The 20,961-nt window shown below is 63.6% G+C and carries 20 protein-coding genes; all 20 read right to left on the bottom strand.

Features of this window, described 5'->3' with window-relative positions; translation table 11 throughout:
- Positions 1-103: 103 nt before the first annotated feature.
- The gene (gene atpD, locus AC3AP7_RS16485; RefSeq protein WP_475767330.1) at positions 104-1,498 is read right to left on the bottom strand and encodes a F0F1 ATP synthase subunit beta; all 1,395 of its coding nucleotides are present in this window, start codon (positions 1,496-1,498) and stop codon (positions 104-106) included.
- Between the two features lie 69 nt (positions 1,499-1,567).
- Positions 1,568-2,443 (bottom strand): F0F1 ATP synthase subunit gamma, encoded by an 876-nt coding sequence (gene atpG / locus AC3AP7_RS16480; protein WP_475767332.1) that lies wholly within the window; start codon positions 2,441-2,443, stop codon positions 1,568-1,570.
- Between the two features lie 70 nt (positions 2,444-2,513).
- On the bottom strand, positions 2,514-4,055 hold the full coding sequence (gene atpA / locus AC3AP7_RS16475) for a F0F1 ATP synthase subunit alpha (RefSeq protein WP_475767334.1): 1,542 nt from the start codon (positions 4,053-4,055) through the stop codon (positions 2,514-2,516).
- A gap of 46 nt (positions 4,056-4,101) precedes the next feature.
- Positions 4,102-4,641: a F0F1 ATP synthase subunit delta gene (locus tag AC3AP7_RS16470; RefSeq protein WP_475767336.1), complete on the bottom strand. Its 540-nt coding sequence runs from the start codon at positions 4,639-4,641 to the stop codon at positions 4,102-4,104.
- 2 nt (positions 4,642-4,643) lie between these two features.
- Entirely contained in the window at positions 4,644-5,114 is a 471-nt protein-coding gene (locus tag AC3AP7_RS16465) for a F0F1 ATP synthase subunit B (protein ID WP_475767339.1), read from the bottom strand.
- 190 nt (positions 5,115-5,304) lie between these two features.
- The gene (gene atpE, locus AC3AP7_RS16460) at positions 5,305-5,595 is read right to left on the bottom strand and encodes a F0F1 ATP synthase subunit C (RefSeq protein WP_475767341.1); all 291 of its coding nucleotides are present in this window, start codon (positions 5,593-5,595) and stop codon (positions 5,305-5,307) included.
- Positions 5,596-5,708: 113 nt separating this feature from the next.
- On the bottom strand, positions 5,709-6,557 hold the full coding sequence (gene atpB / locus AC3AP7_RS16455) for a F0F1 ATP synthase subunit A (protein ID WP_475767343.1): 849 nt from the start codon (positions 6,555-6,557) through the stop codon (positions 5,709-5,711).
- A 112-nt stretch (positions 6,558-6,669) separates the two neighbouring features.
- Positions 6,670-7,290 (bottom strand): ATP synthase subunit I, encoded by a 621-nt coding sequence (locus AC3AP7_RS16450; RefSeq protein WP_475767345.1) that lies wholly within the window; start codon positions 7,288-7,290, stop codon positions 6,670-6,672.
- Positions 7,291-7,464: 174 nt separating this feature from the next.
- Positions 7,465-8,571, bottom strand: coding sequence for an SLC13 family permease (locus AC3AP7_RS16445; protein ID WP_475767882.1), 1,107 nt, complete (start codon positions 8,569-8,571; stop codon positions 7,465-7,467).
- A gap of 57 nt (positions 8,572-8,628) precedes the next feature.
- Positions 8,629-9,516: a ParB/RepB/Spo0J family partition protein gene (locus AC3AP7_RS16440; RefSeq protein ID WP_475767347.1), complete on the bottom strand. Its 888-nt coding sequence runs from the start codon at positions 9,514-9,516 to the stop codon at positions 8,629-8,631.
- Between the two features lie 34 nt (positions 9,517-9,550).
- The gene (locus AC3AP7_RS16435) at positions 9,551-10,321 is read right to left on the bottom strand and encodes a ParA family protein (protein ID WP_475767349.1); all 771 of its coding nucleotides are present in this window, start codon (positions 10,319-10,321) and stop codon (positions 9,551-9,553) included.
- Positions 10,322-10,382: 61 nt separating this feature from the next.
- Positions 10,383-11,072, bottom strand: a complete 690-nt coding sequence (gene rsmG / locus AC3AP7_RS16430) for a 16S rRNA (guanine(527)-N(7))-methyltransferase RsmG (protein WP_475767351.1) — start codon at positions 11,070-11,072, stop codon at positions 10,383-10,385.
- Positions 11,069-13,033, bottom strand: a complete 1,965-nt coding sequence (gene mnmG, locus AC3AP7_RS16425; RefSeq protein WP_475767353.1) for a tRNA uridine-5-carboxymethylaminomethyl(34) synthesis enzyme MnmG — start codon at positions 13,031-13,033, stop codon at positions 11,069-11,071. Before mnmG ends, rsmG begins: the two co-directional genes overlap by 4 nt.
- 174 nt (positions 13,034-13,207) lie before the next feature.
- Positions 13,208-13,972, bottom strand: a complete 765-nt coding sequence (locus AC3AP7_RS16420; RefSeq protein ID WP_475767355.1) for an ABC transporter ATP-binding protein — start codon at positions 13,970-13,972, stop codon at positions 13,208-13,210.
- Entirely contained in the window at positions 13,972-15,756 is a 1,785-nt protein-coding gene (locus AC3AP7_RS16415; RefSeq protein WP_475767356.1) for a branched-chain amino acid ABC transporter ATP-binding protein/permease, read from the bottom strand. Before AC3AP7_RS16415 ends, AC3AP7_RS16420 begins: the two co-directional genes overlap by 1 nt.
- 4 nt (positions 15,757-15,760) lie before the next feature.
- Positions 15,761-16,816, bottom strand: a complete 1,056-nt coding sequence (locus AC3AP7_RS16410) for a branched-chain amino acid ABC transporter permease (RefSeq protein ID WP_475767357.1) — start codon at positions 16,814-16,816, stop codon at positions 15,761-15,763.
- A gap of 188 nt (positions 16,817-17,004) precedes the next feature.
- Complete coding sequence (locus tag AC3AP7_RS16405) at positions 17,005-18,165, bottom strand: ABC transporter substrate-binding protein (protein WP_475767358.1); 1,161 nt, start codon at positions 18,163-18,165, stop codon at positions 17,005-17,007.
- A 175-nt stretch (positions 18,166-18,340) separates the two neighbouring features.
- Positions 18,341-18,808, bottom strand: a complete 468-nt coding sequence (locus AC3AP7_RS16400) for a hypothetical protein (RefSeq protein WP_488324814.1) — start codon at positions 18,806-18,808, stop codon at positions 18,341-18,343.
- Between the two features lie 210 nt (positions 18,809-19,018).
- Entirely contained in the window at positions 19,019-19,990 is a 972-nt protein-coding gene (locus tag AC3AP7_RS16395) for a branched-chain amino acid ABC transporter permease (RefSeq protein ID WP_475767884.1), read from the bottom strand.
- Positions 19,990-20,874, bottom strand: coding sequence for a branched-chain amino acid ABC transporter permease (locus AC3AP7_RS16390; protein ID WP_475767360.1), 885 nt, complete (start codon positions 20,872-20,874; stop codon positions 19,990-19,992). Before AC3AP7_RS16390 ends, AC3AP7_RS16395 begins: the two co-directional genes overlap by 1 nt.
- Positions 20,875-20,961 lie beyond the last annotated feature (87 nt).

Here is a 20,961-nt window from a genome sequence, read left to right as displayed (position 1 = left end):
GCGCTTGCGCGCCGCCTCTCGTCCCATGCAAGGCTGGTTGAGCGTACTGCGTGAGCGCCCGCCCGCGAAATTCGCGCGGGCGCCGTCGCGTGACACCCGACCTTTACTGGATCTTCTTGGCCTTTTCGAAGGCTTCGTCGATCGTGCCGACCATGTAGAACGCCTGCTCCGGCAGATGATCGCACTCGCCTTCGACAATCATCTTGAAGCCACGGATCGTTTCCTTGAGCGGCACGTACTTGCCCGGCGAACCCGTGAACACTTCCGCGACGTGGAACGGCTGCGACAGGAAACGCTGGATCTTCCGCGCGCGCGCGACCGTCAGCTTGTCGTCCGGGGACAGTTCGTCCATGCCCAGAATCGCGATGATGTCGCGCAGTTCCTTGTAACGCTGCAGCGTCTGCTGCACGCGACGCGTGATCGAGTAGTGTTCCTCGCCGATCACGTTCGGATCGATCTGGCGCGACGTCGAGTCGAGCGGATCCACCGCGGGGTAGATACCGAGCGAAGCGATATCGCGCGAGAGCACGACGGTCGCGTCGAGGTGGCCGAACGTCGTGGCCGGCGACGGATCCGTCAAGTCATCCGCGGGCACGTACACGGCCTGCACCGACGTGATCGAACCGGTCTTGGTCGACGTGATGCGCTCCTGCAGCTTGCCCATTTCTTCAGCAAGCGTCGGCTGATAGCCCACCGCCGACGGCATCCGGCCGAGCAGCGCCGACACTTCGGTACCGGCCAGCGTGAAACGGTAGATGTTGTCGACGAAGAACAGCACGTCGAGGCCTTCGTCGCGGAAGTGCTCGGCCATCGTGAGGCCGGTCAGCGCAACGCGCAGACGGTTGCCCGGCGGCTCGTTCATCTGGCCGTAGACCAGCGCGACCTTGTCGAGCACGTTCGAGTCTTTCATTTCGTGGTAGAAGTCGTTCCCTTCCCGGGTACGCTCGCCCACGCCCGCGAACACGGAATAGCCGCCGTGTTCCTTCGCGATGTTGTTGATGAGCTCCATCATGTTGACGGTCTTGCCCACGCCCGCACCGCCGAACAGCCCCACCTTGCCGCCCTTCGCGAACGGGCAGATGAGGTCGATCACCTTGATGCCCGTTTCGAGCAGTTCGGTCGACGGCGACAGTTCGTCGAACGCCGGCGCCTTCTGGTGAATCGAGCGCTTGTTCTCGCTCTCGATCGGACCGGCTTCGTCGATCGGACGGCCCAGCACGTCCATGATGCGGCCGAGCGTCGGCTTGCCGACCGGCACCGAAATCGGCTGACCGGTGTTCTTCACCATGACGCCGCGGCGCAGGCCGTCGGAAGCACCCAGACAGATGGTCCGGACCACGCCGTCACCCAGCTGCTGCTGGACTTCGAGCGTCAGTTCCGAGCCTTCCAGAACGAGCGCGTCGTAGATCTTCGGCATGCTCTCGCGCGGGAATTCCACGTCGATCACGGCGCCGATGCACTGTACGATCTTGCCTTCTACCAAAGCAGCAGTACTCATCGCTTTTCCTTTCAATACCTGATTCTTCACTCGCGCAAAGGCGCACTCTCGAGCCGTGTTCCCGCCCGCTTACACGGCGGCGGCGCCGCCGACGATCTCCGACAGTTCCTTCGTGATCGCAGCCTGGCGGCTCTTGTTGTACGACAGCTGAAGCTCGCTGATCACCGTCTTCGCGTTATCCGACGCGGCCTTCATCGCGACCATGCGCGCCGACTGCTCGGACGCCATGTTTTCCGCGACCGCCTGATACACCAGCGCCTCGACGTAACGCACGAGCAACTCGTCGACGACCGCTTGCGCGTCCGGCTCGTAGATGTAATCCCACGACGTGCTCGGCGTTTCGTGGTCCGCTTCGAAGTCTTTCGCCGACAGCGGCAGCAGTTGTTCGATGACCGCTTCCTGCTTCATCGTATTGACGAAGCGCGTGTAGGCGAGGTACACCGCCGACAGCCTGCCTTCGGAATACAGATCGAGCTGCGCCTTTACGGCGCCGATCAGCTTGTCGAGGTGCGGCGTGTCGCCGAGGTGCACGACCTGCGACACCACCTTCGCGCCGACGCGATTCAGGAAACCCAGGCCCTTGCTACCGATCGCGGTGGCCTCGATCTTCACGCCCTTCTGGTCCAGCTCGCGAAACTTCTGCACCGCGGCACGCAGCACGTTCGTGTTCATGCCGCCGCACAGGCCCTTGTCCGTCGTGACGAGGATGATGCCCGCCGTGCCGGCGCCCTCGTTCGTCACCATGAACGGGTGACGGTATTCGAGGTTCGCGCGGCTCATGTGCGCGGCGATCGCGCGGACCTTGTCGGCATACGGACGCGCCGCGCGCATGCGTTCCTGGGCGCGGCGCATCTTCGACGCGGCGACCATTTCCATCGCCTTGGTGATCTTGCGCGTGTTCTGCACGCTCTTGATCTTGCCGCGAATTTCCTTCATTCCAGCCATAGCTTGCTCCCTGGTTGAAACGGCGCGCGCGCGTCACCGCGCCCGCGCCGCCTCAAGGTATCCCTCGAGATCAATAGGCGCCCGACTTCTTGAAGTCCTTGATCGCGGCATGCAGCGCGCTCTCGTCGTCCTTCGACAAGTCCTTCGTGTCTTCGATGCGCTTGATGAGGTCAGCGTGGCTGGTCTTCAGGTAGTCGCGCAGGCCCTTCTCGAACGGCAGCACCGTGCCGACGTCGATGTCGTCGAGGTAGCCGTTGTTCGCGGCGAACAGCGACACGGCCAGCTCCCACACCTGCAGCGGCTGGTACTGCGGCTGCTTCAGCAGTTCCGTCACGCGGCGGCCGCGCTCGAGCTGCTTGCGGGTCGCTTCGTCCAGGTCCGATGCGAACTGCGCGAACGCGGCCAGTTCACGATACTGCGCGAGGTCGGTACGGATACCGCCCGACAGCTTCTTGACGACCTTCGTTTGCGCCGCACCGCCCACCCGCGACACCGACACGCCGGCGTTGATCGCGGGGCGGATGCCTGCGTTGAACAGATCGGTTTCGAGGAAGATCTGGCCGTCGGTAATCGAGATCACGTTCGTCGGAACGAACGCGGTCACGTCGCCGGCTTGCGTTTCGATGACCGGCAGCGCCGTCAGCGAGCCGCTCTTGCCCTTGACTTCGCCGTTCGTGAATTTCTCGACGTACTCTTCCGACACGCGCGCCGCACGCTCGAGCAGACGCGAGTGCAGATAGAACACGTCGCCCGGATACGCTTCACGGCCCGGCGGGCGGCGCAGCAGCAGCGAAATCTGGCGATACGCCCACGCCTGCTTGGTCAGATCGTCATAAATGATCAGCGCGTCCTGGCCGCGATCGCGGAAGTATTCGCCCATCGTGCAGCCGGCGTACGGCGCGAGATACTGCATCGCTGCGGAATCCGAAGCCGACGCGGACACGACGATCGTGTATTCGAGCGCGCCCGTTTCTTCGAGCTTGCGCACCACGTTCATGATCGACGAAGCCTTCTGGCCGATCGCGACGTAGATACAGATCAGGTCCTTGCCCTTCTGGTTGATGATCGTGTCGATCGCCACCGCGGTCTTGCCGCATTGACGGTCGCCGATGATCAGCTCGCGCTGGCCGCGGCCGATCGGCACCATCGCGTCGATCGACTTGAGGCCCGTCTGCACCGGCTGCGACACCGACTTGCGCCAGATCACGCCCGGCGCGATCTTCTCGATCGCATCGGTCAGCTTTGCGTTGATCGGACCCTTGCCGTCGATCGGGTTGCCGAGCGCGTCGACGACGCGGCCGACGAGTTCCGGGCCGACCGGCACTTCGAGAATGCGCCCGGTCGTCTTGACGATGTCGCCTTCGGTGATGTGCTCGTATTCGCCGAGAATCACCGCGCCGACCGAGTCGCGCTCGAGGTTCAGCGCGAGGCCGAAGGTGTTGCCCGGAAACTCGAGCATTTCGCCCTGCATCACGTCCGACAGGCCGTGGATGCGCACGATGCCGTCGGTCACGGAGATCACGGTGCCCTGGTTGCGAACGTCTGCGCTCGCTTCAAGGCCCTGGATCCGGCTCTTGATCAGCTCGCTGATCTCAGAGGGATTGAGTTGCATTATTCGCTCCTGATAGTCAATTCTGTTGCGTGCCGGCTGCGGGCGCTTACGCGGTGAGAGCCGTCTGCATGCTGGCGAGCTGCGCGCGGACCGAGTTGTCGAGCACTTCGTCTCCGACCGTCACGCGCACGCCGCCGATCAGCGACGAATCGACCTCGACCGTCGGCTTCAGCTTGCGCCCGAACTTGCGCTCGAGGCTCGACACGAGCGACGAGAGCTGGCCGTCTTCGAACGGGAACGCACTCGCGATGTACGCGTCCGCCGCGCCTTCGCGCGCGTTCTTCAGTTCGTCGAAGTGCGCCGAAATCTCCGGCAGCAACACGAGGCGATGATTTTCGACCAGCATCTGCACGAGGTTTTTCGCCTCCGCACTCGACGCGAGCGGCGACTTCACCGCGGCAAGCAGCAGTTCGCACACCTGCGCGCGGCTCACTTTCGGATTCGACGCGACCGACAGCACTTCGGGCAGCTGCGCAACCTGAGCCAGCTCTTGCGCGAGCGTGGACCAGGCGGCGATGTCACCCCCGACGGCCACGCGGAACAGCGCTTCTGCGTAAGGGCGGGCGATGGTTGCAAGTTCGGCCATGATCAGAGCTCGGCTTTCAGTTGATTCAGCAGGTCGGCATGGGCCGTTTGATCGACTTCGCGCTTCAGGATCTGCTCGGCGCCTTTCACTGCCAGCGAGGCCACTTCGCCGCGCAGCACTTCGCGCGCTTTCATGATCTGCTGCTCGGCATCCGCCTTCGCCTGCGCGAGGATGCGCGACGCTTCGGCATGCGCGTTCGCCTTGATTTCCTCGGCGACGACCTGCGCGCGCTTTTCGGCTTCGGCGATGCGTTGCTGGCCGTCGGTGCGGGCCTGCGCGAGTTCCTGTTCGACGCGCTTGTGCGCCGCCGCCAGTTCCTCCTGCCCCTTCTCGGCTGCCGACAGGCCGTCGGCAATCTTCTTCGCGCGCTCGTCGATCGCGTTGATCATCGGCGGCCACACGAATTTCATCGTGAACCACGCGAGAATCAGGAACACGATCAACTGCGCAAGCAGGGTTGCGTTGAGATTCACGGTGTTTCCTTCCAAATGTTGCTATAGCCCGGCAAGCGGTGCGCGGATCCGGGGACCGCACACCTTGCCGGGCATCCCGCCGCCCGTATCGCGCCGGGCCGGATCTGGTGGTCAAACACCCGGCCTGAGCCGGGTAAGGGATTCGCCGCCAGAATCAGACCGGGGCCGGTCGCGATGATCCAGGGGAAACTCAGCCCGCGAGCTTCGACAGCAGCGGATTGGCGAACGCGAACAGCATGGCGATACCCACGCCGATCAGGAACGCCGCGTCGATCAGGCCAACCAGCAGGAACATCTTCGTTTGCAGCGGGTTCATCAGTTCCGGCTGGCGCGCGCACGCTTCGATGTACTTGCCGCCCATCATGCCGATACCGATACATGCACCACAAGCACCCAGACCGATAATGATGCCGATGCCGATAGCGGTCGGCCCCTGAATGAGAGCAGTCAGAGCGTGGATGTTGGCGAGCAGTTCTTGCATGATTATTCCTCTGAAAAAGACTTGATTACCTGAATTAAAAAAACCAGAAACCGATAAAACAAAACTGGTCAAGCAAAACCAGAAACCTGGTGTACCCGGCGGGCGCGCGAGGTTCAGTGCTTGTCGTGGGCCTGCCCCAGATAGACGAGGGTCAGCATCATGAAGATGAAAGCCTGCAACAATACGATCAGGATGTGGAAGATCGCCCAGACGCTACCGGCGATCACATGCCCGACAAAACCGAGCACGCCGAAATCGAAACCGAAATTCCACATGCCGCCCAGCAGCGCGATCAGCAGGAACAGCAGTTCCCCGGCGTACATGTTGCCGAACAGCCGCATGCCAAGCGAAACCGTCTTTGCGACGTATTCGATGATGTTCAGGCCCAGATTCGGAATCCAGAGCACCGGATGGGCGCCGAACGGCGCGGTGATCAGTTCGTGCAGCCAGCCGCCGAGACCCTTCACCTTGATGCTGTAGTAGAGCATCAGGATGAAAATGCCGAGCGCCATGCCGAAGGTTGCATTGACATCCGCCGTCGGCACGATGCGCTGATGCGGAATCTCCGCGCTCAGGCCGAGCCAGCCGATCACGCGCCCGGCGAGGTCGACCGGCAGCAGGTCCATCGCGTTCATCAGCGCGACCCAGATGAAGATCGTCAGTGCGAGCGGCGCGATGAACGCGCGGCTGCCGTGAATCATGGTCTTCGCCTGGTCCTCGACCATCTCGACGAGCATCTCGATCGCGCCCTGATAGCGCGAAGGCACGCCCGACGTCGCGCGGCGCGCGGCCACCCACAGGATCAGAATGGTGAGCAGACCGGTCAGAATCGACCAGAACAGCGTGTCATAGTTAATGATGGAGAAATCGACGACGTTCGCCTGCGGTCGGCTGGAGAAGAACGTCATGTGGTGCGCGATGTACTCCGCGGGATCGAGCAGGTGCGATTCGCTTGCTGCCATTTTTTTCAGACACCCTAGCAATATTAAAATACGTCAAGCCTGCCGACCGGCCCAGCGACGCGCTTGCCGACAGGACGCGCGCGCGCGGTTGCCGCTCTCGACAAACACATGATCAAAACGCCAGCGCGACCCAATACGCTTTGAGCCCCACCAGATAGGCCGCCAGCATGGGCAGCCAACGCACTTCATGATACGTCTCGCCGATCGCCACGAAGATCGCCAGCGTCATCGCGGCCTTGAGCGCTTCGCCCGCGACCAGCGCCATCCTGGAGCGACCTCCCGCCTGCTTCAGGTACAGCGCGAACAGACCACCCGGAACCCAGCATGCCGCACCGCCCAGCAGGGCCGACAGCACGGCTTGCGCCGACAGGCCGGAAAACGCCCAGGCAACCAGCGCGACCACCAGCGACAACACGATCTGTACCGCCACCACCCGCAGCGGCGTGACGCGCGACGGACGATCCACTTTCGGGCCGAACAGTCTCCTCGCTTCTTCCCGCGTAAGTGGCGTAATGGGGTTTTCTTGCTCGATGTCCCAGTCGTCTTGTGAATATGGTTTCCGAGCGTCGGAGCGATGACGCGCCCCCTGCGGAGCTGGCGCCCCGGGGGGCGACAGGTCAGGCGATTCGCGCATCATGCAGATCCTTGGTTCGGCCCACGCCTTACACAAGGCCTTCAGGCGTATCAAACTGACAATCCGGGCGATTGTAAGCGATAGTTGCAGGTGATTCAAGACTTTAGGCCGCGCAATAAATGCAGTGAAACGGGCCTCCGTGATGCGGAAAAAGTGCTTTCCGGCCGGCAATAGCCGACAACTGTAAGCCTGCAACCCGGCTATTAACGATGCAGCATGAATCGGGGTGGCGAGCTGCGATAAAGCGCCGTGAAAGTGTCGCCGGACGCCATTTCAGAGATGTGCGATCAGCCACGCACCGGCCGCGCCGCCCAGCAGCCAGAACGGCACCGAGTAGAGATGGAACGGCAGCCACATCCCGCGTTCCTTCGCGAGGCGCACCGCGATCAGGTTCGCCAGCGAGCCGATCGCAATGCCGAAGCCGCCGACACTCACGCCGAACGCGAGCGCACGCCAGTCGCGCGTGAACTCCGCCAGCATGATCGCGGCAGGAACATTACTGATGGCTTGCGAGAGAATCGCCCCTGCGGCAAAAGCGCGCAGGGGTGTCGCGAGGCCCAGTTGCGAGACCGCGGCGTGCACGCTGGGCAGCGCGGCGACACTGCGGAGCACGATGAACATGAAAACGAAAATGAGCAGCAGCAGCCAGTCGATCTTCAGCACGATCTCGCGGCGCCACAGCAGGAAGCCCACCATGATCGCGGCGAGGCCGACGCCGGCGTGATGCGAGTCGGCGAGCAGCACGAACGCCACAAACAGCAGCGACGCGATCGCAATCAGGCGCCGGTCGACCGGATGCGGATCGGCATCGTTCGACAGGTCGAGCGGATGCGCGCGAAACGATGCACCCGCCATCAGATAGAGCAGCGCCATCAGCGCGCCGCACAGCGGCGCGAGCGCCCAGACGAAACCGCCAAACGACACCCCGCTCGTCTGCCACAGGAACAGGTTCTGCGGATTGCCGAGCGGCGTCAGGATCGAACCGGCATTGACCGCGAGCGCGATGAAAATCACGAGCCGCTTGAGCGGCAACGGTGTCAGATGGTGCAGCGACAACGTCAGCGGCACGACCACGAAGAGCGCGACATCATTGGTAAGCAACGTGGACAATGCAGCGGCGAGCCCGATCAGCAGAAACGCCAGCGCCCGCTCCGAGCGGATGTGATGCACGACGCGATGCGCGAGCCACATCAGGAACCCCGACGTCTCGACGGCCTTGGTCAAGATCAGGAGTCCTGTCAATGTCAGTACGGTTTGCCAGTCGATCAGGCCCGGCAGCGACAACCACGCGTGCGGGCGCCACACCTGCAGCATCCCGAACGCGACGAGCAGCACCGACAACACCGGTTCGCGGGCGGCAAATGCGATCAGCGCGCGCAGTGGATTGCGCCGGGCTTCACGGGCCTGCGGGCTACCGGCCGTCACGCGCGCTCCGGCTCAGGCGGCGGCATTGCCGCGTAGACGCGCGAGGATACCCTCGAGCGCATCGAGATCGCCGAAATCGACCAGCACCTGCCCTCGCCCGCGCCGCCCCAGCTTGATGCGGACTGTCGCCGCCAGCAGGTCCGACAGTTCCTCTTCGAGGCGGCGCGTATCGCGGCCACCGTCGTGGTGGACCTTCGCCTTGACGGCCGGCGCCGCTTTGGCGGTGGTCGTCACGAGCTTTTCCGTTTCCCGGACCGACATCCGCTTGTTGACGACCTGATTGGCCAGCGTGATCTGTGTCGCGGCGTCGACCGCCAGCAGCGCGCGGGCGTGTCCCATGTCCAGGTCGCCGGCGAGCAGCATCGTCTGCACCGGTGCGGCCAGGTTCAGCAGGCGCAGCAGATTCGACACGGCGCTGCGCGACCGTCCGACCGACTCCGCAGCCTGTTCGTGCGTGAAGCCGAATTCGTCGAGTAGCCGCTGGATGCCCTGCGCTTCTTCCAGCGGATTCAGATCTTCGCGCTGGATGTTCTCGATCAGCGCCATCGCCGCCGCGGCCTGATCCGGCACGTCTCGCACCAGCACCGGCACTTCGTCGAGACCGGCCAGGCGCGCGGCGCGGAAGCGGCGTTCGCCGGCGATGATCTCGTACCGGTCTGCCGCGACGGGGCGCACGAGGATCGGCTGCATCAGACCCTGCGCGCGAATGCTGGCGGCAAGCTCCTGCAGCGCGCCTTCATCCATGCGTGTGCGCGGCTGATACTTGCCGGCCTGGAGCTTGCCGAGCGGCAACGTGTGCGGCGCGCCGTCGATCTTCACCGGCTCGGCGATATCCGCACTGCTGCCGAGCAATGCTTCGAGCCCTCGCCCCAGTCCCTTTTTCCTTGCCACTGCGTTCATCGTACGCCCTCGATCCGCCTCGTTGCCGCGCGCGTCAGAGCGCGCGCACCCGTTCAATCATTTCCGCGCCGAACTGCACATACGCCTGTGCGCCTCGCGACGCACTGTCGAACACCACGCCCGGCAACCCGTAGCTCGGCGCTTCCGCCAGACGGACGTTGCGCGGAATCACGGCATCGAACACCTTGTCGCCGAAGTGCTCTTTCAGCTGGTCAGAAACCTGTTGCTGGAGCGTAATCCGCGGGTCGAACATCACGCGCAGCAGACCGATCACCTTCAGGTCGCGGTTCAGGTTTGCGTGCACCTGCTTGATCGTATTGACGAGGTCCGACAGGCCTTCGAGCGCGAAGTACTCGCACTGCATTGGAATCACGACGCCGTGCGCGGCGCACAGACCGTTCAGGGTCAGGAGCGACAAGGCGGGCGGGCAATCGATCAACACGAAGTCGTAGTTCTGCTCGACCCGCGCGATGGCCTGCTTCAACCGGCGCTCACGATTGTCCACGCTGACCAGTTCGACTTCGGCGCCCGCCAGTTCGCGGTTCGCCGGCAGCACGTCATAAGCGACCGCCTCGGGACGCACCCGCGCATCGTCGATCGCGATGCCGTCCACCAGCACCTCGTAGACGGTGTTCTCGCACGCGGCTTTGTCCACGCCGCTTCCCATCGTGGCATTGCCCTGCGGATCCAGATCGATCAGGAGCACACGCTGTCCCTGCGATGCGAGACTCGCGGCGAGGTTGACCGTTGTCGTCGTCTTCCCGACACCGCCCTTCTGGTTCGCCACGCAGAAGATTTTTGCCATCGTTCGTGTATTCCTTTTGCTGCCTGAATGTATGACGAATGCTCGCCCCACTGCCTCGAACTCACGAAGCGGGATCCAGCCCCACTTCGACGAGATGCCGCTCGGCGTCGAGGAACGGCACCGTGAGCCGGATCACCTGCTTCACGTGGGCGTCGTCGGGCAGACGCCCGATCTCGCTGTCGGGACGCACGCCCTTCATCGCCCAGATCACGCCGCCGGCGCTGACCAGGTGTCGGGCCAGTGTAACGAAATCCGCCATTTCTGCGAACGCCCGCGACACCACCGCGTCGAAGCGGGCCGGAACCTCGATGCCCGCCCTGAGCGTTTCAACGCGACCGGTCACGACCGACAGGTTCGCCAGCCCCAGCTCCGCTTTGGCCTGCGCCTGAAACGCGGTCTTTTTCTGCACGATATCGTTGAGCGTGATCTGCCAGCCGGGCTGGGCAATCGCGAGAACGATGCCCGGCAGACCGCCGCCGGAACCCACATCGAGCACGGATGCAGGACTGCGCGCGGCGAGCGACGGGATGACCGACAAGGAATCCAGCACATGCTGGATCAGCATCTGGCGCGGATCGCGGATCGCTGTCAGGTTGTAGACGCTATTCCATTTACCCAGCAGCGCGACGTAATCCAGCAGTTTCTGATGCTGGTCGGGCGTCAGCGCAATTCCCAATCGCCCGGCGCCTTCAGCCAGCAGCGCGGCCAGCGCTTCGCGCCCGGCCGTCCCACCCGTATGCGCTACCGTCATTGAGCCACCGGCGTGTTGTCCGCGCTGCCATCGGCGACACCGGCTTTCGCGTGACGGCGACCCAGTCCACGCTTCAGATGAACCATCAGCAACGAGATCGTTGCCGGCGTGATCCCGGAGATCCGGGACGCCTGGCCGATCGTCTCGGGGCGAAACTGATTGAGCTTCTGACGCGCTTCGAATGACAGTCCGCGCACCTCGGCATAGTCGAGGCCTTCCGGCAGACGCGTATTCTCATGCGACTCGTTCCGCTCGATCTCACCCGCCTGGCGCTCGATATAGCCCTGGTACTTGATCCCGATCTCGATCTGCTCCTTGATCTGCGCGAGCAACACAGCATCGTCCGCCAGCGGCTCGGTCGGCGCACAGGTTCCTTCGCGCAAACCGCAAATGCCGTCGTATGAAACACCGGGACGGCGCAGCAGTTCAGCGAGGCTGTATTCGTGCTCGATCGGCTTGCCGAGCAACGCCGTGGCCTCCACGGCGGACAGCGTCTTGGGGTTCACCCACGTGCTTCGAAGCCGCTCTGTTTCACGTGAAACAGCGTCACGCTTACGACAGAATGCGTCCCAGCGTGTATCGTCCACGACGCCCAGTTCACGCCCCATTTCCGTCAGACGCATATCGGCATTGTCTTCGCGCAAGCTCAGACGATACTCCGCGCGACTCGTAAACATCCGGTAGGGCTCGGACACGCCTCGGGTAACGAGGTCGTCCACCAGTACGCCGAGATACGCCTGATCGCGGCGCGGACACCATGCATCCCGCTCCTGCGCATAGCGGCCAGCATTGATGCCCGCGAGCAAACCCTGCGCCGCCGCCTCTTCATAGCCGGTCGTCCCGTTAATCTGCCCCGCGAAGAACAGACCACTGATCGCCTTCGTCTCAAGCGACGCCTTCAATCCACGCGGATCGAAATAGTCGTACTCGATTGCATAGCCGGGACGCAGGATATGCGCGTGTTCGAGTCCGACCATCGAGCGCACCAGTTCGAGTTGAACATCGAAAGGCAGGCTGGTCGAAATGCCGTTCGGATAGAACTCGTTGGTCGTCAGCCCTTCCGGCTCCAGGAAAATCTGGTGCGATTCCTTGGATGCAAAGCGGTGGATCTTGTCTTCAATCGACGGGCAATAGCGCGGGCCAACCCCTTCGATCACGCCGGTGTACATCGGCGAACGATCCAGACCGCCGCGGATGATGTCGTGCGTGCGTTGATTCGTATGCGTCACCCAGCACGGCACCTGGCGTGGATGCTGTTCAACCCGGCCCAGAAAGGAAAAGACGGGCACCGGGTCCAGGTCGCCCGGCTGCTCTTCCAGCCGCGAAAAATCGATCGTCCGCCCATCGATACGCGGCGGTGTTCCGGTCTTGAGCCGACCTTGCGGCAGCTTCAACTCTTTCAGACGCCCCGAAAGCGAGACCGCCGCCGGATCACCCGCGCGACCACCGGTGTAGTTGTTGAGCCCGACGTGAATCTTTCCATCAAGGAACGTACCAGCCGTCAGCACCACGGCTCGCGAACGGAACCGGAGACCGACCTGCGTCACCGCACCCACGACGCGATCGCCCTCTACCATCAGGTCATCGACAGCCTGTTGAAACAGCCACAGATTCGGCTGATTCTCCAAGCGGTGGCGAATGGCCGCCTTGTAGAGAATCCGGTCAGCTTGCGCCCGCGTCGCACGCACAGCCGGCCCTTTCGACGAATTCAGAATCCGGAACTGGATGCCGCCCTCGTCGGTAGCCGCAGCCATCGCACCGCCCAGCGCGTCGACCTCCTTGACCAGATGTCCTTTGCCAATTCCGCCAATCGACGGATTGCAACTCATCTGTCCGAGCGTTTCGATATTGTGCGTCAGCAACAGCGTCTTGTTGCCCATGCGCGCCGAGGCCAATGCAGCCTCGGTGCCCGCATGGCCGCCGCCGACGACGATCACGTCAAATTCTGTGGGATAAAGCATGGCCGATCTCACGCCGGTGCACGCCGCGTGAGCCTTCTGAGGAAAAGTATGGGCGAATTATAGCGGGTTCGCTTTCGGCCCGAATTTCGTCCGTTTGGCCAGGTCAGGAAAAAGCGGCATGTTCCACGTGAAACATGCCGCCAGAAACCGCCCGGTCATCGCTCGGAACACACGTCAAGCCATCTTTTTCACGAGCCCGAGGTACGTTTCTATTACTCGCGGATTCTCCGCGAGCGCGGCCGCTGTGCCTTCAAGCACCCGCTCTCCGGTCTCGAGCACATAGCCGTAATCGGAAATCTGGAGCGCCGCCCGGGCATTCTGCTCAATCAGCAGCGTCGCCACCCCCGTCCGCCGCAACGCACTGATGATATGAAAAATCTCCTTCACGATCAGCGGCGCGAGCCCGAGGCTCGGCTCATCGAGCATCAGCAAATCCGGCTTGCCCATCAGCGCGCGCCCCAATGCCAGCATCTGACGCTCGCCGCCCGACAGGGTGCCAGCCGCCTGCTTGCGCCGCTCCTTCAAGCGCGGAAACAACGTGAACACCGGGTCAAGCTGATCGAGATACTGCCGGTCGCCAGCCCGCTTGCGCCGGTATGCGCCGAGAAGCAGGTTATCTTCGACGCTCATCGTCGCGAATAGCTCGCGCTTTTCGGGCACGAGGCACATCCCCCGCGCCACCCGCTGCTCGACCGGCACATCGGCGAGTTCGTCGCCCCGAAACAGGATGCTGCCCTTCACGTGACCATTCACGGGCAGCGTCCCCATGATGCCGTTCAGCAGCGTCGACTTGCCCGCGCCATTCGGACCGATCACCGAGACGATCTGCCCAGGTCTCACCTCGATCGCCGCGCCGTGCAGTGCCTCGACCTTGCCGTAGCGGACCGACAATCCGCTGACAGCCAGAATCGGTGTGATGGAATCCGCGATCGCTGCCATCATTCCACTCCACCGAGATAGGCTTCCAGCACCGCCGGATCCTGCTGCACTTCATGCGGCAGCCCTGCCGCAATGCGCGTCCCAAACTCCATCACCACCAGCCGGTCGGTCAGGTTCATCACGAAGTCCATGTCGTGCTCGACCAGCAGCACGCTCATCCCCTCCTCCTTCAGCTTGCGCAGCAATTCCGCGAGTTGCTGCTTCTCCTGAAAGCGCAGTCCCGCCGCCGGTTCGTCCAGCAGCAGCAGCGTCGGGTCGCAGCACAGCGCCCGTGCGATTTCGAGCACACGTTGCTGGCCGAGCGCCAGGCTGCCTGCATCGTCGTACATATGCGCATCGAGGCCCACGCGGCGAATCTGGCGAGCGGCCTCGGCCATCAGCCGCCCTTCCTCGTCGCCATTGAGCCTCGCCACGCTCCGCCATACGCCGGCCCGGCCGCGCAGATGCGCGCCAATCGCGACATTCTCAAGCACCGTCATGCCCGGCAGCAGCTTCACGTGCTGGAACGTGCGCCCGATTCCGCGCTTGACGATTTCACGTGAAGAAAGTGACTCGATCCGTTCTCCGCGGAAGCGGATTTCGCCCCTGGTCGCACGCAGTGCACCTGTCACGAGATTGAACGTGGTCGACTTGCCCGCGCCGTTCGGACCGATCAGCCCGACGATTTCGCCCGCCTTCACGTCGAAGCTCACGTCGTTCACCGCCACGAGCCCGCCAAACTGTTTGCGTGCCTTGTCGATGGTCAGGAGCATTTCGCCCTGCGCGGGCTTGCTGCGCTGCGGCAAACCGGCCGCCTCAGCCGGCACATGCGCCTGGGGCCCACGCGGAAAAAAGCGCGCGACGAACGGCCAGACGCCCTGGCGCGCATGCTGGAGCAGCAGCACCATCAGCACCCCGAATACGATCACTTCGAAGTTGCCGCTCTGTCCGAGCAGGCGGGGCAGCCACGTTTGCAGGTAATCCTGCAGGATCGTCAGGATCGCCGCGCCGAGCACCGCGCCCCACACGTGCGATACGCCGCCGACCACCGCCATGAAGAGAAACTCGATGCCGTGATTCAGCCCGAACGGCGTCGGATTCACCGCGCGCTGCAGATGCGCGTAAAGGAAACCGGAGATCGATGCGAGCACCGCCGCATAGATGAAGATCACGACCCGCATCCACGCAGTGTGAACGCCCATCGCCTCGGCCATCGCGCCGCCGCCGCGCAGCGCGCGAATCGCCCGCCCCGGGCGGCTGTTCAGCAGATTCTGGACCGATACGACCGAACCGAGCACGACGAGCCAGATCAGGTAATAGATGTGCCGTCCCGTCGCGAGCGTGATCCCGAATACGTGAAGCGCCGGCACGCCGTTGATGCCGTCGTACTTGCCGAGTATGTCGAGATTGCCGAACAGGTAGTACAGCGCGAGCCCCCAGGCGATCGTGCCGAGCGGCAGGAAGTGGCCGGACAGGCGCATCGTCACCGCGCCCAGAATCAGTGCGACCAGCGCGGTGATCACCACGCCGACGATCAGCGCAAACCACGGCGAAACGCCGTATTGCGTGCTCAGCACCGCGGTCGCATAGGCGCCGATGCCGACGAACGCGGCCTGCCCGAAGCTCGTCATCCCGCCGATGCCGGTCAGCAGCACCAACCCGACCGCGACGATCGCATACAGGCCGATGTAGTTGAGCAGCGTCACCCAGTACTCGGAAAGACGCAGCGGCGGCGGCAACACCGGCAACGCGAAGATCGCGACGAGAAACAGCCAGAAAAAACGGTTTTGCACCATGCGTTTCATCGCGTCACTCCGTGTCCTCTTCAACGTGCCGGCTGGCCAGACTGCGCCACAACAGCACCGGGATGATCAGCGTGAACACGATCACTTCCTTGTACGCGCTCGCCCAGAACGACGAATACGATTCGAGCAGCCCCACCAGCGCCGAGCCGGCAGCCGCGAGCGGATAGCTGACCAGTCCGCCGATGATCGCGCCGACAAAGCCCTTCAGGCCGATCAGAAAGCCGGAGTCGTAGTAGATGGTCGTCAGCGGTGCAACCAGGATCCCGCATAGCGCGCCCAGCCCCGCGGCGAGCGTGAAAGCGAGACGCCCGGCCTGACTCGTGCCGATTCCCACGAGCCGCGCGCCGACCCGGTTGATCGACGTGGCCCGCAGCGCCTTGCCCGACAGCGTGCGATCGAAATACAGGTACAGCGCAACGATCAGCACGACCGCCATGCCGATCACCCACAGGCTCTGCCCGGTGACGGACAGACTGCCGACATTGAACGACGCGTCCGAAAACGCATTGGTCCGCGAACCCTCGGCACCGAACATCAACAGCCCCAGTCCGACCATCGCAAAGTGCACGGCCACCGCTACGATCAGCAGCAGCAGCGTCGACGCCTCCGCGAGCGGCTCGAACGCGAGCCGATAGATGAAGGGACCCATCGGCACGACGATCAGCAGCGCGAGCGCGATTTGCGCGAGCATCGGCAGCGCTTGCGCGTACAGGCCGCGCGTCACCGCATAGACGGCCAGCGGAAACAGCAGATATTTGCCCGCCAGCACGGCCAGCGCGCGCGCCGCCCTCAGACGCCGCTGGCGGTCGCGCAACAGCACGGCGCTATCGGCGACGAAGCACCCGGCCCCCAGCGCAACGAGCAGCCAGCACGCGGCCGGAAATTTCTGCGACTCCAGCGCAGCGAGCGTCAGCGCGCCATACGAGACGAATTCGCCCTGCGGAATGAAGATCACGCGCGTGACGGAGAACACCAGCACCAGTGCGAGCGCGAGCAGCGCATAGATCGCCCCGGTCGTGATGCCGTCCTGCGCGAGGATCGCGGCTATTGAGAGATCCATCCTTCCCGTCCTGAAACGTCCAAATCGAAACCGCCTTGAGGATGCGACGCGCTCATGCGGCCGCATCGTGCGAAAAAGCCCGCGCCGCGCACTCGCGCGACGCGGGCCATCGGGCCATTGCGATTCGCTCCCCGCGCGGCGGCGTCACCGCGCACAGCCCGTGCGCGATGCGTGCGTGCAACCGGGCGTCAGTTGCCCAGCAACTTCCACTTGCCGTCGACGATCTCGACCATCACGCGCGCGCGGTCGTCGAGGCCGTTGTGGTTCGTCGGGGTGGTGTTCATGACCCCGTGCGCCAGCCGCAAGTCCTTGATGTTTTCGAGCGCCGAACGCAGCGCCTCGCGGAATGCGACCGTACCGGGCTGCGCCTTCTGCAACGCCACCGGAATCGCGCGTTCGAGCATGTGGCCCGCATCCCACGCATGGCCGCCGAAGGTCACGACCGAGCCGGGGCCATACACCTTCTCATAAGCGTTCTTGTAGGCCTCCGCGGACTGCTTCACCGGGTTCGAATCGGGCAACTGGTCCGCCACGAGAATCGGGCCGGCCGGCAGGATCTCGCCGTCGCAATCCTTGCCGCACACGCGCAGGAAGTCGTTGTTGGCCACGCCGTGCGTCTGGTAGACCGCGCCCTTGTAGCCGCGATCCTTCAGCGTCCGTGCCGGCAACGCAGCCGGCGTGCCCGACGCCGCGATCAGCACCGCATCCGGATGCGCGCTCATGATCCGCAGCACCTGGCCGATCACCGAGGCGTCCGTCCGTTCATAGCGCTCGCTCGCCACCAGCTTCAGGTGATGCGAGGCCGCGGCCGCCTTGAACACGTTGTACCAGCTCTCGCCATACGCATCCGAAAAGCCGATGAAACCCACCGTCTTCACACCGTGCTTTTCCATGTAACCGGCGATCGCCTCAGCCATCAAGCCGTCGTTTTGCGGCGTCTTGAACACCCACGCGCGCTTGGCGTCCATCGGCTCGACGATCGACGCCGACGCGGCGAGCGAGATCATCGGCGTCTTGCCCTGCGCCACGATGTCGATCATCGCGAGCGAGTTCGGCGTCACCGTCGAACCGATGATTGCATCGACATGGTCCTCGTCGATCAGCTTGTGCGTGTTCTGCACGGCCTTGGTCGTGTCCGAGCCGTCGTCGAGCACGATGTACTGGACGCTCTTGCCGCCGATCTCCTTCGGCAGCAGCGCAATCGTGTTCTTCTCGGGAATGCCGAGCGAGGCAGCCGGCCCCGTCGTCGACAGCGTCACGCCGATCTTGATCTGCGCGAACGCGGCGCTCGCGCCGCAGACGAGCGTCAGCGCAAGCGCCGTGCGTACCCATCGGGATGTCTTTTTCATTGTGCGTCTCCAATCGCTTGTAGCTTGTGTAGGTATGATCCGGCGCGCCGGCCGGGTGTCTGAATCTGGCAGCCGGGTCCGGGTGTGCCAACCATGGTTTTCCCTGCAGCCCGCCCCCTCCGCCGCGAACAACAAAAAAGGCGCGTCAACTGCACGCGCCTTCCGTCTGATCCCGCTATACCACGATACCTGCAAACCGGCCGCCACCCAACCCCGCGATTGCGCGCCGCGCGGCGACACCCCATGCCCTTCCACCCGTCTCGTGATGGCAGCCGCGGCATCGAGCTTTCCCGTTGCCGGCGTCATCGTAGTGTTCCATCGCGGTGTGGCTCATTCGCGCATCAACCATCCGGTTCAATGGCCGACCCAGCGGTCGGTGAATCGCGAGTGTAGCGGACGCACGTGGGATGCGGCAAGCATTTCGCAGCAACGCGACACACCGCACCGGGAAGCGGAAAACAGCGGGAAAGACAGGGGAAATGTGGGCGGGTGTGGCGAAGGCGCGGCGAGGAAACCGCGCAAAATCGCGAAGCGCGAGCGCAAAAATTAAAAGCGCTGTTGGATCCGTATCCAACAGCGCTTTCGGCTGGGCACTGAGTGCCTCATTGTCTCCTCGTTCTCCACCTGCAAATTCGGTGCTCATCAGAACTGCGAGAAGATTAAACAACGCCCACAACCTGGGCAACTAGCATTTACCCTAGTGGTGCAGCGCAGCACCGGATTGGGGCGCATGTTCCCCGCGACGCGACCCGGTCCGTACCCCGTCCGACCTCTGCGTACAGCGGCCTGCTTCGTTCTCGTCCATGCTGGTTCGTTCGGATGCCGAATCAATTTCGATCGTCGCGGCAAAACGTCAGGTCCGCAACGGCCGCACACGCGCGACGATCTCGCCGACAATGCCGCGCCGGAATGCGAGCACGCATGCGATAAAGATCAGGCCGGTGACGATCGTCGCCGATTCGCCGAGCGAATTGAACCACTGCACGCCGGTCACCGAAGCGAGCATCGAGCCGATATCGCCGAGCCGGTCTTCGAGCGAGACGATCAGCGCCGCGCCGAGCAAGGGGCCGAACAGGGTGCCCATGCCGCCCACGAGCGTCATCAGGATCACGAGGCCCGACATCGTCCAGTAGGCGTCGCTCAACGTTTCGAAGCCGAGCACGAGCACCTTCAGCGCGCCTGCCAGTCCCGCCAGCGCAGCGGAGAGCACGAACGCGAGCAGCTTGAAGCGGTCGGTGTCGTAGCCGAGCGACACCGCGCGCGGCTCATTCTCCTTGATCGCCACGAGCACCTGACCGAACGGCGAGTGCACGATGCGCACAATCAGCATGAACATCAGCAGCATCACAACCAGCACGACGTAGTACAGCGCGACATCCGACGACAGGTCGAGCAGACCGAACAGCTTGCCGCGCGGCACGGCCTGCAAGCCATCCTCGCCGTGCGTGAACGGCGCCTGCAGGAACACGAAGTAGACCATCTGCGCGAGCGCGAGCGTCACCATCGCAAAGTAGATGCCCTGCCGGCGAATCGCGAACAGCCCGACCACGAGGCCGAGCAGCGCGGCCGCCGCGGTGCCCGCCAGCACCGCGAGCTCGGGAGAATAGCCGAGCGACTGCGCCGCATAGCCGGTCGTATAGCCCGCCAGACTCAGGAACATCGCGTGACCGAACGACAGCAGCCCCGTGTAGCCGATCAGCAGATTGAACGCCGCCGCGAGCAGCGCGAAGCACAGCACCTTCATCACGAACAGCGGATAGATTCCGATGAACGGCACCGCGATCAGTCCGATCAGCAGCAGCGCGTAAAGCACTTTCCTTTGCATCATTTTTCCTTGCCGAATAGGCCGGTCGGGCGCACGAGCAGGACCAGCGCCATGATCACGAAGACCACGGTCGCCGAGGCTTCAGGGTAGAACACGCGCGTGAAGCCCTCGATGACGCCAAGCATCAGCCCGGTGACGATCGAGCCCATGATCGAGCCCATCCCCCCGATCACGACCACCGCGAACACGGTGATGATCATGTGCTGCCCCATCAGCGGCGACACCTGGATCACCGGAGCCGCCAGCACGCCGGCAAACGCCGCGAGCGCGACGCCGAAGCCGTAAGTCAGCGTGATCATGCGCGGCACGTTCACGCCGAATGCCTCGACGAGCTTCGGGTTTTCGGTGCCCGCGCGCAGATACGCGCCCAGCCGCGTCTTCTCGATCACGAACCACGTCGCAAAGCAGACGATGAGCGAGGCCACGACGACCCACGCCCGATAATTCGGCAGATACATGAAGCCGAGATTGGTCGCGCCCGACAACACGTCCGGCGCGTCATACGGCTGCCCCGACGATCCGTAGATCGAGCGGAACACGCCTTCGATCACGAGCGTCAGGCCGAAGGTCAGCAACAGGCCGTACAGGTGATCGAGACGATACAGCCAGCGCAGCATCGTGCGCTCGATCACGATGCCGATCGCGCCGACCAGCAGCGGCGCCAGCACCAGCATCACCCAGTAAGGCAGGTTGAAATAGGCGAGGCCCATCCACGCGAACATCGCGCCGAGCATGAACAATGCCCCGTGCGCGAAATTGATCACATTGAGCAGGCCAAAGATGATCGCGAGCCCCAGACTCAGAATCGCGTAGAACGAACCGTTCACGAGTCCGAGCATGAGCTGGCTCAGCATCGCCGGTAGCGGAATGCCAAAGATTTCCATTGAACCCTTCACCCATCGTCAAGGTGAGATCGAGAGGTCCGCGTGCGCGCCGCCGGCCGCGCGCACGCGGACCGGCGGCGCCTTGCT

Source organism: Paraburkholderia sp. PAMB 6770, from assembly GCF_057748135.1.
Note: the sequence above shows the minus strand (reverse complement) of the source record. Positions and strands in the feature narration are given on the sequence as shown.